The sequence below is a fragment of the Streptomyces sp. NPDC003247 genome (assembly GCF_042888135.1).
GTDB lineage: Bacteria > Actinomycetota > Actinomycetes > Streptomycetales > Streptomycetaceae > Streptomyces.
Genome location: NZ_JBIAPF010000001.1, coordinates 59,310 through 72,780, shown reverse-complemented (window position 1 = coordinate 72,780; position 13,471 = coordinate 59,310). Strand labels below are relative to the sequence as shown.

The 13,471-nt window shown below is 73.6% G+C and carries 12 protein-coding genes; 8 read left to right on the top strand and 4 right to left on the bottom strand.

What is annotated here, in order from left to right:
• Nucleotides 1-155 precede the first annotated feature (155 nt).
• On the top strand, nt 156-503 hold the full coding sequence (locus ACFYWQ_RS00315; protein ID WP_389511508.1) for a hypothetical protein: 348 nt from the start codon (nt 156-158) through the stop codon (nt 501-503).
• Here the strand turns inward: ACFYWQ_RS00315 and ACFYWQ_RS00310 are convergent.
• A complete protein-coding gene (locus ACFYWQ_RS00310; RefSeq protein ID WP_389511507.1) occupies nt 490-1,329 on the bottom strand; it encodes a DUF4184 family protein in 840 nt (279 codons plus the stop codon). The two genes, ACFYWQ_RS00315 and ACFYWQ_RS00310, sit on opposite strands and share 14 nt — an antisense overlap.
• Before the next feature lie 350 nt (nt 1,330-1,679).
• Between ACFYWQ_RS00310 and ACFYWQ_RS00305 the strand changes: the two genes are divergently transcribed.
• On the top strand, nt 1,680-3,467 hold the full coding sequence (locus ACFYWQ_RS00305) for a lytic transglycosylase domain-containing protein (RefSeq protein WP_389511506.1): 1,788 nt from the start codon (nt 1,680-1,682) through the stop codon (nt 3,465-3,467).
• A 166-nt stretch (nt 3,468-3,633) separates the two neighbouring features.
• Here ACFYWQ_RS00305 and hrpB read toward each other — a convergent pair whose 3' ends face one another.
• Nucleotides 3,634-6,219, bottom strand: coding sequence for an ATP-dependent helicase HrpB (gene hrpB / locus ACFYWQ_RS00300; protein WP_389511505.1), 2,586 nt, complete (start codon nt 6,217-6,219; stop codon nt 3,634-3,636).
• Between the two features lie 239 nt (nt 6,220-6,458).
• Nucleotides 6,459-7,391: a class I SAM-dependent methyltransferase gene (locus tag ACFYWQ_RS00295; RefSeq protein WP_389511504.1), complete on the bottom strand. Its 933-nt coding sequence runs from the start codon at nt 7,389-7,391 to the stop codon at nt 6,459-6,461.
• A 331-nt stretch (nt 7,392-7,722) separates the two neighbouring features.
• Here ACFYWQ_RS00295 and rpsA point away from each other — a divergent pair, with 331 nt between their 5' ends.
• From rpsA to ACFYWQ_RS00275, 4 genes are all read left to right on the top strand, one after another.
• The gene (rpsA, locus tag ACFYWQ_RS00290; RefSeq protein ID WP_385064349.1) at nt 7,723-9,213 is read left to right on the top strand and encodes a 30S ribosomal protein S1; all 1,491 of its coding nucleotides are present in this window, start codon (nt 7,723-7,725) and stop codon (nt 9,211-9,213) included.
• 191 nt (nt 9,214-9,404) lie between these two features.
• Nucleotides 9,405-10,343: a PAC2 family protein gene (locus tag ACFYWQ_RS00285; RefSeq protein WP_389511503.1), complete on the top strand. Its 939-nt coding sequence runs from the start codon at nt 9,405-9,407 to the stop codon at nt 10,341-10,343.
• A gap of 58 nt (nt 10,344-10,401) precedes the next feature.
• Nucleotides 10,402-11,031 carry a dephospho-CoA kinase gene (gene coaE, locus ACFYWQ_RS00280; protein ID WP_389511502.1) on the top strand — a complete coding sequence of 210 codons (630 nt, stop codon included), beginning with the start codon at nt 10,402-10,404 and terminating at the stop codon, nt 11,029-11,031.
• 50 nt (nt 11,032-11,081) lie between these two features.
• Nucleotides 11,082-11,462: a tetratricopeptide repeat protein gene (locus tag ACFYWQ_RS00275; protein WP_389511501.1), complete on the top strand. Its 381-nt coding sequence runs from the start codon at nt 11,082-11,084 to the stop codon at nt 11,460-11,462.
• 134 nt (nt 11,463-11,596) lie between these two features.
• Here the strand turns inward: ACFYWQ_RS00275 and ACFYWQ_RS00270 are convergent, their stop codons facing one another.
• Entirely contained in the window at nt 11,597-11,863 is a 267-nt protein-coding gene (locus ACFYWQ_RS00270) for a DUF6343 family protein (RefSeq protein WP_389511500.1), read from the bottom strand.
• A 149-nt stretch (nt 11,864-12,012) separates the two neighbouring features.
• Here ACFYWQ_RS00270 and ACFYWQ_RS00265 point away from each other — a divergent pair, with 149 nt between their 5' ends.
• Nucleotides 12,013-12,696 (top strand): class I SAM-dependent methyltransferase, encoded by a 684-nt coding sequence (locus tag ACFYWQ_RS00265; RefSeq protein ID WP_389511499.1) that lies wholly within the window; start codon nt 12,013-12,015, stop codon nt 12,694-12,696.
• Between the two features lie 51 nt (nt 12,697-12,747).
• Complete coding sequence (locus ACFYWQ_RS00260; RefSeq protein WP_389511498.1) at nt 12,748-13,443, top strand: uracil-DNA glycosylase; 696 nt, start codon at nt 12,748-12,750, stop codon at nt 13,441-13,443.
• The last annotated feature ends 28 nt before the right edge of the window (nt 13,444-13,471 follow it).

Genomic DNA, 13,471 nt, shown 5'->3' with positions numbered 1-13,471 from the left:
ACGGCCTGCGGCCGGTCCCTACCGGCCGCAGGCCGACGCGCCGATGATTCCCCCGCCCCTCCGGCCGGTGCCCTCCCGCCGTCCCCCGAGCGGCCCTCACCCACGTGGCCCCCGTGAAAACGCCCCTCGCCGCCCGCGCCCGCGAGGATGCCGCCATGGGTATACGCATGCTCCACCGCCGGACGGCCCCCGCACGCGTGCACGCCACGGCGACCGCCGATCAGCCGGTGCGCCCCGACGCCGCGCCCGCCGGGCGGCCGCTGCCCGCCCACGCGCGCGGCGCCGCCACCCCCCGCGTCCCCGGGACCCCGCTCACCGCCGTGCGCGCGGCCGCCGCCCGTCTCGGGCGACTCGCGCCGCTCTCCCGCATCGAGGTCGCGCACGGCTACCTGGCCCTGGCCCTCAGCGTCCTCGGCCGCCTCCCCAGACCCCGGGCGGCACGTCGTATCACCGTGTCCGTGGTGCCCGTGCGGCCGGTCGGCGAGCCGTTCAGCCCACGCTGACCCGGTCCGGACGCCCCGCGGACTCCGGGGCGACGGGACGGGCCGCGCGGACACCCACGGCGTACAGCAGCAGGCCCAGCAGCAGGCCGGCGCCCGCCCCGAAGCACAACGTCGGGATCAGCTCGTACGGCTTCGCCCGGGAACCCCAGTACTCCCACCACCGCGTCGCCCGCCGCACCGCCGCGACCAGCGCGCAGCCGCCGATCAGCGCCGCCGCCCACCACCGGTCCCGCGCCGACAGCGCGGGCACCCCGGCCGGCTCGGCGACAGGTGTCCGGCGCAGCGCGTACGCCACGAAGGACACGATCACGACCGCGGCCACGGCGGAGCCGCCGTACTGGAGGTACCAGTACAGCGGTGAGCCCGCGACCTTCTCGCCGAGCACCGGGAACAGGCGCATGCCCCACCGGTCGAGGTGCGTGAAGGCGTCCCACACCACATGGGTCAGCGCGCCGAGCACCGCGGACACGTACCACCACAGGAGGGTGCGCGGACGGACACGCGCGAGGGGCGCCCCACAGCGCGCCAGAGTGGCCGGACGGGCCTGACGGGACCGTGGCAGGAGGGCCACGAGCGGTTCGCGCACCAGCAGCCACAGCCCCACCAGCGCCCAGGCGACGAGCACGTCGACGGTGAACACGCCGGTGAAGGAGTGCGTGACGTCACCGAACTCCATGGCCCCCGGTGCGACGCTCGCCGCGTAGTAGGTCATGTCGGGCGCGAAGGACCCCGCCACCAGGACGGCCGGCACCAGCGGGCCGCGGCCGGTGCCGTCGGTGCGCAGGGCGGGCAGCACGGCCGCCGCATGACTGAGGGTGAACGGCAACAGGGCTCCCCGTGGCGGACGTCGGCGGACGTCGGCGGACCGGTCGGGCCGGGAGTCCGACGACGCGCACCAGTATGCGCGACGCCACCGACACCGGAACGGGGATGACCGGGTGGTGAACACCGCGTGCGAACGGGTGCCGGTGCCACCGAAGTTGTCGTAGGGTCGCCTGGGCCGACGAGTCGGAAGGCCCGGTCGAACAACCGAACAGAACGGCGCAAACCGCTCGGGAGCGCAACCCTCGGGGCGGGATGACGGTCCCACGGGGCTGGTGAGGCGGTGCGTCCGCACAGGGGCGGGCGCATCGGACGGAGACGGGCGCACGGGTGTCCACGGGAGGGGTTCACTTCATGTCGGCGCATTTCGGCAGGAGGCTGCGCAAGGGAGCGGTCAACACGACCGTGGCCGCGGTGGTCGTCGCGGCGCTGGCCGCGTCCCAGGCACCCGATGTAACGGCCGGCGGCCGGACCGGCGGACGGACCGCCGCCGATGCCGCCTCCGGCAAGGGCTCCGACGACAGCGCCACCGGCAACTCGCCGTACTACACCGACCTGCCGCCGCTGAACAGCCCCACCCCCTCGCCGAGTCAGAGCACCGGCACCACCCCGGCCGCCACCGGCGACACCGAGGCCGGCATCCCCGCGACCGTGCTGGACGCCTACAAGAAGGCCGCGGCGGCGCTCGCCGAGGCCAAGCCAGGCTGCAACATGCCGTGGGAACTCCTCGCCGCCATCGGCAAGGTCGAGTCGGGTCAGGCCGGCGGCGGCAACGTCAACGCCGACGGCACCACCCTCACGCCGATCCTCGGCCCGGTCCTCGACGGCGACGGCTTCGCCAACATCAGCGACACCGACAACGGCGCCTACGACGGCGACAGCACCTACGACCGCGCCGTGGGCCCGATGCAGTTCATCCCCTCCACCTGGGAGTGGGCGGGCCGCGACGGCAACGGCGACGGCAAGAAGGACCCCAACAACATCTACGACGCGGCCCTCGCGGCCGGTCACTACCTGTGCCGCTTCAGCTGGGACATGTCCACCACGTCCGGGCTGCGCAGCGCGATCCTCAGCTACAACAACTCGACGGAGTACTACAACACCGTCGTGTCGTGGCTGGAGTACTACCGCAAGGGCACCCACGAGATCCCCGACGGCACCGGCAGTCTGCCGTCCAGCCGCAGCGACGACGACAGCGGGACGACCACCTCGCCCTCGTCCTCGTCCTCCGCTTCGCCCTCCACCACGCCGTCCACGACGCCGTCACCGTCGACGACTCCGAGCACGACCCCGTCGACGACCCCCACCACTCCGGCCCCGACGCCGACCGAAACGGTCGACCACCTCGAGAACGCGGGCACGGCGAAGCTCACCGCCATGGCGGGCGACGCGTTCACCCAGACGATCAGCGCCCGCGCCGAGACCGAGGCCGGCCAGGCCGTCGGCAAGGTCAGGGTCCGCTTCACCATCGTCGGCGACACCGACGCCACCTTCACCGGCGGTGAGAGCGTCGCCGCGATCGCCACCGACAGCAAGGGCGTCGCCACGGCCCCCGCCCTCCAGGCGGGCGAGGAGACCGGCACCTTCACCGTCCGCGCCACGGTCGTGGGCCGCGTGCTGCCCGCCCTCGACTACACGGCCACGGTCACCGCCCGTGCCGCCGACACCCTCGCCCCCACCAGCAGCACCGCGCTGACCTGCACGGCGGGCGGTACGTTCGCCGACCAGGTCGAGGTCAAGGCCACGTACCAGGGTGCCGTCGCGGACAAGGTCGCGGCCACCGCCACCCTGATCGCGTCGGCCGGCGACACGACCGCGAACGACAAGGGCCCCTACTTCAAGGACGCCGCCGGCAACGCCGTCCGCACCCTTACGGACCTGCGGACCGACGCCGACGGCCTGCTCCAGCTGCCGACGCTGTACGCGGACGACACGGCCGGCACGTTCCTGCTGCGCATCACCACCACGGGCGGCGCCACGCTCACGGTCGAACTGACCGTCACGGCCGCCCCGACCACCACGCCGAGCCCGTCGGAGAGCGCATCGGATGGGTCGTCGGAGACCCCCTCCGACGACACCTCCGCGACCGAGAGCGAGACCGCGACCGCGACCGCGTCCGAGTCGGCGACGACCGGCTCGTAAGCCCTCCCCGCACCACCCCACACGCGCCCCGCACCACCCACACGCACGCCGGCACCACCCACGCGCGTCACGCACCGCGCACGACGCACCACGACGACGGCGCCCCCTCCCACCCGAGCGGGGCGCCGTCCTGATGTGTCCTCAGATCCCCCGGATCACTTCGCGCTCACCGTCCGAGCCGCGCTTTGGTGTGCCGTGTCGGTTCGGCACCGGCCGGGTCCTCCGGCCACGGATGCTTCGGATACCGGCCGCGCAGTTCCGCCCGTACGCCCTTGTAGCCGTCCCGCCAGAAGGAGGCGAGGTCGGCGGTGACGGCCGCGGGCCGCCCGGCGGGGGACAGCAGGTGCACCAGCAGCGGCACCCCGGCCACCCGCGGCGACTGCTGGAGCCCGAACATCTCCTGGAGTTTCACCGCGAGCACCGGCTGCTCGGGGTTCGCGTAGTCGATCCGGATCCTGGACCCACTGGGTACGGTGATCCGCTCCGGCGCCAGCTCCTCCAGCCGGGCCGCCTCACCCGAGGCCCACGGCAGCAGCCGGGTGAGGGCCTCCCCGGCGTCGATCCGCGCCAGATCGGCGCGCCGCCGGGCCCGGCCGAGCTCCGGCTCCAGCCAGTCCTCCACGCGCGCGTGCAGCGACGCGTCGGACACGTCGGGCCACGGCTCTCCCAGGTGCAGCCGGAGGAACGCCAGCCGCTGCCGCAGCACCTCGGCCTCCGGCGGCCACCGCAGCAGCGTCAGCCCTTCCTGCCGCAGTCCCTCACGCACCGCCTGCCGTACGAGCCCGGCATCGGCGTCCCTCAGCGGCCGCACGCCCAGTTCCACGGCACCGAGCCGCTCGACGCGCCGGGCGACGACGTCACCGTCGGCCCAGTGGACCTCGTCGCGTTCGTCGAGCAGGGGTCCGGCGGCGAGCCGCGCCACCTCCTCGTCGACCACCCCCGCCAGCTGCACGCGCGCGTGCCCCTTGCCCACCGGACGGTCGGCCACGGCGACCGCGAGCCACGGCGCGCCGCGCAGGGCGGAGCCCTCCCGGACCTCGGCGCGGGTCCCGGACACCATCAGGTGCGAGCCGCCGTCGGCCCGGGCGAGGCGCTCGGGAAAGGCGAGGGCGGCGACGAGCCCCGCGGTGGCGTCCTCACCGCCCCCCGCCCGGGCCGGCGGGGCGTCCCGCGCGTGAGGGCCGGCGGGAACGAGCCCGCGGCTCCGGTCCCGGCACAGTCGGGCGTCCCGCGCGTGAGGGCCGGCGGACTCCGCGGCGACCGACCGCAGCCGCCGCACCTCCGCCCGCCACCGCGAGCCGTACGCGTCACCCCCGCGCCGGGCACCCCGCACGGCGGCGGCCAGGTCGTCCCCGTACTCCCGAGGGGCCTCCTCGCTCAGCAGCGCGACCACCTCGGCGGCGCGCTCCACCCCCACCAGCGACGCCCCGTCCAGCAGCGCCCGCCCCAGCCGCGGGTGCAGCCCCAGCCGCGCCAGCCGCACCCCCCGCTCCGTGGCCCGGCCGGCCGGGTCCACCGCGCCGATCGCCGTCAGCAGAGCCCGCGCCGCGGCCATCGCGCCCGCCGGCGGCGGATCGAACAACGCCAGCCCGGAGGCGTCGGGATCGCCCCAGCAGGCCGCCTGAAGGGCGAACGCGGCGAGGTCGGCCACTTTGATCTCCGGGGACGGGAAGCGCGGCAGACGGGCGTTCTCCGCCTCCGGCCAGCACCGGTACACCACGCCCGGGGCCTCGCGCCCGGCCCGTCCGGCCCGCTGCCGCGCCGCCGCGTGGGAGGCGCGTACGGTCGCGAGCGCGCTCAGCCCCCGCGCGTGGTCCACCCGGGGCTCCCGCGCGAGCCCCGCGTCGACGACCACCCGCACCCCCGGCACGGTCAGCGACGACTCGGCCACCGCCGTGGCCAGGACCACCCGGCGCCCCTCACCCGGCGTCAGCACCGCGTCCTGCACGGCCGCCGGCGCCCGCCCGTGCACCTGGAGCACCTCCACCCCGCCCAGCCCCTGGAGCTGCCCCGCGACCCGCGCGATCTCCCCGACGCCCGGCAGGAAGCACAGCACGTCCCCCGGCCGCTCGGCCAGCGCCCGCCGCACCACCGACGCCACGTGCCCCAGCAGCGCCGGATCGACCCACGTGCCGTGCGGCGGCCGCACCGGACGGGCCGGAGGCGCCCAGAGGACCTCGACGTCGAACGCGGCGCCGTGCGCCTCGACGACCGGGGCCCCGCCCAGCAGCCGGGACCAGCCCTCCGTGTCCGTCGTCGCCGACGCGGCCACCAGCCTCAGCTCCGGCCGCAGCGCCTCCCGGACGTCCCACAGGAAGGCGGCCGCCGTGTCCGCGTCCAGATGGCGTTCGTGGCACTCGTCCAGCACCACCACGTCGACACCGGTCAGCTCCTGGTCGCGCTGGAGGCGCTGCAACAGCACACCGGTCGTCACGACCTCCACGCGCGTGTGCCGCCCGACGACCCGTTCCCCGCGCACGGTGTACCCGACGCTCCCGCCGGCCTTCTCACCCAGCAGCCACGCCATCCGCCGGGCCGCCGCACGCGCCGCGATCCGCCGCGGCTCGGCCACCACCACGCGCCGCCCGGGCCCCTCGCCCAGCAGCCCCGCCAGCGCGAGCGGCACCAGCGTCGTCTTGCCGGTGCCGGGCGGCGCGGCCAGGACGGCCGTGCCGGTCCCGTCCAGGGCGTCGTTCAGGGAAGGCAGGGCGGCCCGCACGGGCAGCGCGTCCAGGGCGTCGTCACGGATCACGCCCCTAGTGTCGTACGCCTCGACGACGCGTCCGCCGCGTGCCGTCACAAGCGCCCACGCGCGTGTGAGGCGGGCCGGCAACGACGACACCTCCCTGCACCGCCCCACGCGCGCGTGGGGCGGGCGGGGCCCCTGCGCGCGTGCCCTTCCGGCCCCCGGCCCCACCTCCGGCTCCGGCCCAGCGCCCACTTGTCTCCCCCCGCGGCCGCCGTAGGGCGCGGCGGTTTACGCCGACGCCGTCAGTCCCGCTCGCACACGAAGATCGCCGTCCCCGGGATCAGGCCGCCGCGCAGCGGCGACCAGCCGCCCCACTCCGAGCTGTTCCAGGCCGGCCACTCCGGCTCGACGAGGTCCACCAGCCGGAAGCCGGCGGACACGATGTCGCGGACCCGGTCGCCGAGGGTGCGGTGGTGCTCGACGTAGACCGCGCGGCCGTCCTCGTCCTGCTCGACGTAGGGCGTGCGGTCGAAGTAGGACGAGGCGACCGACAGGCCCTCGGGCCCCGGCTCGTCGGGGAACGCCCAGCGGACCGGGTGGGTCACGGAGAAGACGAAACGGCCGCCCGGGCGCAGCACCCGGCGCACCTCCCGCAGGACCAGCACCGGGTCGGCGACGAAGGGCAGCGCCCCGTACGCCGAGCAGGCCAGGTCGAAGGAGGCGTCCGCGAAGGGCAGCGCGGCCGCGTCGGCGCACACCAGCGGGAAGGTGACGCCGATGCGCAGCGCGTGCTGGAGCTGGCGGTGGGAGAGGTCCAGTGCCACCGGGCGGGCGCCCTGCGCGGCGAGCCAGCGCGCGCACTGGGCCGCGCCGGCGCCGATCTCCAGGACGTCCCGGTCCTTCAGCTCCTCCGCCGGGCCGAGCAGCTCGGCCTCGACCTCGTCCAGGCCCTCGGGGCACCACACGAAGCGGTCGTCGCCGAGGAAGGTGCCGTGCTCGATCTGGTACTCGTCCGCGTTGCGGTCCCACCAGCCCCGGTTGGCGCGGGCGCTCTCTGTGACGCCGGCGTCGCGGCGGGTGGCCTCCGGCTCGGGCGCCGGCTCGGACGTCGGCTCGGGCGTCGGTTCGGGCGCCGGCCGGGGTGCGGGCTGGGGCACCGACTGGGGCGATACGGGCTCTTGGATGATGGGCTCCCTCGTCGTACTCTTCCGTCCAACCCGCCCCGGCGGTGCCATCGAGGTGTCACCGGAGGGTTCTTCCGCGGTCCGTGTGGCCTCAGAAGACAGGTTCAGTGCCGGGTATGCGGCGATCCGCCCCGGGTGTGCGCGTTCGCGCATTGACCCTGCCCGGCTGCCCCCGTATGCTACAAGTTGCGCTGCGGGCCTGCGCACCTCAGACGTAGCAGGCTGCGCTCGCATCTGTTGTATGTCCCCTCGGTTGTCGAGGCGCCGTCACCGGTCACCCGGTGGGGCGCTTCCTTGGCTGTCCGGCTTCTGCAGAGCGAAACGGGCTCCCGGCGTAAGCAGTACCTACGACTTCAATGTCCGTACCGGAGCCCTTTCCCACATGACGAGCAGCACCGAGACCACCGCCACCACCCCGCAGGTAGCGGTCAACGACATCGGTAACGAGGAAGCCTTCCTCGCCGCGATCGACGAGACGATCAAGTACTTCAACGACGGCGACATCGTCGACGGCGTCATCGTGAAGGTCGACCGGGACGAGGTCCTGCTCGACATCGGTTACAAGACCGAAGGCGTTATCCCGAGCCGCGAACTCTCCATCAAGCACGACGTCGACCCCAACGAGGTCGTCGCCGTCGGTGACGAGATCGAGGCCCTTGTTCTCCAGAAGGAGGACAAGGAAGGCCGCCTGATCCTCTCGAAGAAGCGCGCCCAGTACGAGCGTGCCTGGGGCACGATCGAGAAGATCAAGGAAGAGGACGGGATCGTCACCGGTACCGTCATCGAGGTCGTCAAGGGTGGTCTCATCCTCGACATCGGCCTCCGTGGCTTCCTCCCGGCCTCCCTGGTCGAGATGCGTCGCGTCCGCGACCTCCAGCCCTACGTGGGCAAGGAGCTCGAGGCCAAGATCATCGAGCTGGACAAGAACCGCAACAACGTGGTCCTGTCCCGCCGTGCCTGGCTGGAGCAGACCCAGTCCGAGGTCCGCCAGACCTTCCTCACCACCCTCCAGAAGGGTCAGGTGCGGTCCGGTGTGGTCTCCTCGATCGTCAACTTCGGTGCCTTCGTGGACCTGGGTGGCGTCGACGGTCTGGTCCACGTCTCCGAGCTGTCCTGGAAGCACATCGACCACCCCTCCGAGGTCGTCGAGGTCGGCCAGGAGGTCACGGTCGAGGTCCTCGACGTCGACATGGACCGCGAGCGCGTCTCCCTGTCGCTGAAGGCGACCCAGGAAGACCCGTGGCAGCAGTTCGCCCGCACCCACCAGATCGGCCAGGTCGTGCCCGGCAAGGTCACGAAGCTGGTTCCGTTCGGTGCGTTCGTCCGCGTGGACGAGGGCATCGAGGGTCTGGTCCACATCTCCGAGCTGGCCGAGCGCCACGTGGAGATCCCGGAGCAGGTCGTCCAGGTCAACGACGAGATCTTCGTCAAGGTCATCGACATCGACCTCGAGCGCCGTCGCATCAGCCTCTCGCTGAAGCAGGCCAACGAGTCCTTCGGTGCCGACCCGGCCTCGGTCGAGTTCGACCCGACCCTGTACGGCATGGCCGCGTCCTACGACGACCAGGGCAACTACATCTACCCCGAGGGCTTCGACCCCGAGACCAACGACTGGCTCGAGGGCTACGAGAAGCAGCGCGAGGAGTGGGAGCGCCAGTACGCCGAGGCGCAGCAGCGCTTCGAGCAGCACCAGCAGCAGGTCATCAAGTCCCGCGAGGCGGACGCCCAGGCCGCTGCCGAGGGTGGCGAGGCGGCCGCTCCGGCCGCGACCGGCGGTTCGTACTCCTCCGAGGGTGCCGACACCTCCGGCGCGCTGGCCTCGGACGAGGCGCTGGCCGCCCTGCGCGAGAAGCTGGCCGGTGGCCAGAGCTGATCGCTAGCAGCTGATCCCAGCCGCTCACTGAGGGGCCGTACCTTTCGAGGTGCGGCCCCTCCGCGTTGCCCGGGGAAGCGGGCCGTCACCCGGCGGCCCGCCCCGGGAGCCGGCTGATCAAGGTGATGGAGTGGGAATGCGTACACCGGCGTGCGCGTTGGGATGTACGAACACGAGGAGGAGCGGTCCAAGTGCTTGATCCGCAGGGTTTGTACGCATGGGAGCCGAAGGGGCTGGCCGTCGTCGACATGGCGCTCGCCCAGGAGTCGGCCGGACTTGTCATGCTCTACCACTTCGACGGATACATCGACGCGGGGGAGACCGGCGACCAGATCGTCGACCGCCTCCTCGACGCGCTGCCCCACCAGGTCGTCGCCCGCTTCGACCACGACCGCCTGGTGGACTACCGCGCCCGCCGTCCGCTGCTGACGTTCAAGCGCGACCGGTGGACCGACTACGAGGAGCCGGCCATCGAGGTACGCCTCGTCCAGGACACCACCGGCGCGCCCTTCCTGCTGCTGTCCGGCCCCGAGCCGGACGTGGAGTGGGAGCGGTTCGCCGTCGCCGTCCGGCAGATCGTGGAGCGGCTCGGCGTGCGCCTGTCCGTGAACTTCCACGGCATCCCCATGGGCGTCCCCCACACCCGCCCCGTCGGCATCACCCCGCACGGCAACCGCATCGACCTCGTCCCGGGCCATCGCAGCCCCTTCGACGAGGCCCAGGTCCCCGGCAGCGCCGAAGCGCTCGTCGAGTACCGCCTCATGGAAGCGGGCCATGACGTCCTGGGCGTCGCCGCGCACGTCCCGCACTACATCGCCCGCTCCGCGTACCCCGACGCCGCCCTGACCGTCCTGGAGGCCATCACGGCCGCCACGGGACTCGTCCTGCCCGGCATCGCGCACACGCTGCGCACGGAGGCGCACCGCACGCAGACCGAGATCGACCGCCAGATCCAGGAGGGCGACGAGGAACTCACCGCCCTCGTCCAGGGCCTGGAGCACCAGTACGACGCCGCCGCCGGCGCCGAGACCCGCGGCAACATGCTCGCCGAACCCGTGGACATCCCCTCGGCGGACGAGATCGGGCGGGAGTTCGAGAAGTTCCTGGCGGAGCGCGAGGGCGAGGGCTGAGCCGTCGTCCGGGGGTCTGCCGGACGCGTCGGCGGCGGCAGGCCCTAAGCTTCCCGTCATGCTGAAGGTGGGCCTGACCGGCGGGATCGGCGCCGGCAAGAGCGAGGTGTCGCGGCTGCTCGTCGCCTGCGGCGCCGTGCTGATCGACGCGGACCGCATCGCGCGCGAGGTCGTCGAACCGGGCACCCCCGGTCTCGCGGCGATCGTCGACACCTTCGGTGAGGAGGTCCTCACCGACGCCGGCACCCTCGACCGCCCGGCCCTGGGCTCCATCGTCTTCGCCGACCCCGCCAAGCTCGCCTCCCTCAACGCGATCGTCCACCCCCTCGTCGGCGCCCGCTCCCGCGAGCTGGAGGACGCCGCCCCCGAGGACGCCGTAGTGGTCCACGACGTCCCCCTCCTCACCGAGAACGGCCTCGCCCCCCTGTACGACGTCGTGATCGTCGTCGACGCCCCGCCCGCAACCCAGCTGGACCGGCTCCTCCGGCTGCGCGGCATGACCGAGGACGACGCCCGCGCCCGCATGGCCGCCCAGGCGACACGCGAGCAACGCCGCGAGATCGCGGACATCGTGATCGACAACGACGTACCGCTGCCGGACCTCGAACGACGCGTCCGCGAGGTGTGGGCCGACCTGGCACACCGGGCGCGTGCGCCCCGCGAGCCCCTCGGGTCACCGGAGGAATAGCGGCCCTCGCCCCGCGCGTTGAACGCGTGCAGCGAGGGAAGGATTTTTCCGTGCCCGATACCAGCGGTTCGACCGGACGTACTCCGGAGACGCATGTCATCGACTTCCGTGCCGCCGAGCAGCTGCTTGCCGCACGGGACCCGCGGGGCGCGGTGAAGCTGCTCGACGGTGTCATCGCCGCCCATCCCGAGAACACGGCCGCCCGCCTGCTGCGCGCGCGTGCCTTCTTCGCCGCCGCGCAGCTGCGTCCCGCCGAACTCGAGTTCACGATCGTCCTGGAGCGGGAACCGGACAACGCGTTCGCGCACTTCGCGCTCGCCCGGACCTATGAGCGGCAGGGCCGCGGCGACCAGGCCAAGCGCCACTTCCGGCTGGCGGCCGCACTGGACCCGAACCCGCAGTACCTGAAGGCGGCACGCTTCGACACCTGAGGGTCCGCCGCGCGCCGACGGGTGGACTGCCCGGTGGCGGGCGGGCTGCCCGGCGGATGGGCGGGCTGTGGCGCACGACGGGCGGCTCATGGGTCCGGGTGTTCGGGTCCGGACCTGCCCGGATACGGACCTGCTCAGGTACGCGGGTGGTCCGGCGGCCAGTACGGCGGCACGTTCCGGCCCGGCTGGTAATGCGGCCCCTGCCGCAGATGTCTGAGGATCATGGCCAGATCGACGCCGGCCACCAGCCACAGCACACCGCAGGCGACGGCCCATCCCACTCGTCCCACCAGCGCGAACGCGACCGTGCCGAAGCCGGCCCAGAGCAGCCCCCACACGCTCAGCCACAGACGCATCCGCAGCGCGCTGCGCGCTGTCGTCGGCTCACTGCCTGTACGCATCGGATCATCACTCCTGCTGGAAACGTACTCCTCGGCCCGGACGTCCTCCACAGAAGGCGAACGGACGTCCCCTCGCTCGAACGGGTGAACCGGCGGGTGGGGGGAACGGCCCGGCGGGGACGGCCCGTTGGACTGGCATGAGGCGTGACATGCGAGAGGGATACGAGGGAACGGGTCCCGGGGCCATCACCCCCGACGGATGCGCGGTCGAGCTCTACAGCCGACTGCGGGTGGGCGACGAGCCGGACATCATCGCCGCCGCGGTCCCCGCGGGCGCGCACATTTTGGAACTGGGCAGCGGCGTCGGCCGCGTCACCCACGCGCTCGTGGAGCGGGGGTTCACCGTCACGGCGGTCGACGAGTCCGCCGAGATGCTGGAGCGCGTCCGCGGGGCACGCACCATACGCAGCCCCATCGAACACCTCGACCTGGGCGAGACCTTCGACGTCGTGATGCTCGCGTCGTTCCTGGTGCACAGCGGGGACGACGAGGTCCGGCGAGGGATGCTGCGCGCCTGCGCGCGTCACGTCGCGCCGGGCGGACACGTGCTGATCCAGCGGGAGGGCGAGGACTACCACGCGAACCTGCCCCGCGAACGGGTCGACCCGGCCGGCTGCACGATCCGGATCCTGTCGGCCGACCCGGTCGGCGACGGTGTCCACGCGGTGCGCGCCGAGTACGTGTTCCCCGACGCGGTATGGACCCAGACGTTCCGCTCCCGGCCCCTCACCCCGGAACAGTTCGAGGGGGCGCTGGCCGAGGCGGGCCTGAGAGTGGACCGGTACCTGACGGAGGACGGGGTCTGGGTGCGGGCGGTGCCCATGGGGGAGTAGGCGGGATCCGGGACGGCGCGAGCACGGCGAAGGGGGCTCTACCGTGGAGGCATGGACACCGCTCATGCCCTCGCCGCCCTCGACCGGCGCGTGGCGGGGTGCGGGGCCTGCCCCCGGCTGGTGGCCTGGCGCGAGGAGGTGGCCCGGACGAAGCGGGCCGCCTTCACCGACTGGACCTACTGGGGGCGGCCGGTGCCCGGCTTCGGGCCGTCCGACGCACGACTGCTCGTCGTCGGGCTCGCCCCGGCCGCGCACGGCGGCAACCGCACCGGCCGTATGTTCACCGGCGACCGCTCCGGGGACGTCCTGTACCAGGCGCTGTACGACGTGGGGCTCACCTCGCAGCCCACCTCGGTGTCCGCCGACGACGGTCTCGCCCTGCACGGCGTACGGGTCACCGCGCCCGTGCACTGCGCACCGCCCGCCAACAAACCCACCCCCGAGGAGCGGGACACCTGCCGTCCCTGGCTGGTGCAGGAGCTGCGGCTGCTGCGGCCGACACTGCGCGCGGTCGTCGTCCTGGGCGCCTTCGGCTGGCAGGCTGCGCTGCCCGCGCTCACCGAGGCCGGCTGGTCCGTTCCCCGGCCACGGCCCGCCTTCGGGCACGGGGTGCGCGTGCCGCTCGACGGCCTCGACCTCTTCGGCTGCTTCCACGTCAGTCAGCGCAACACGTTCACCGGGCGGCTCACCCCCGAGATGCTGCGAGACGTCCTGCGGACGGCGGCGGCAGCGGCGGGACTGCCGTGAGCCGCGCCCCTGCCGCCGCTCGCCCGCG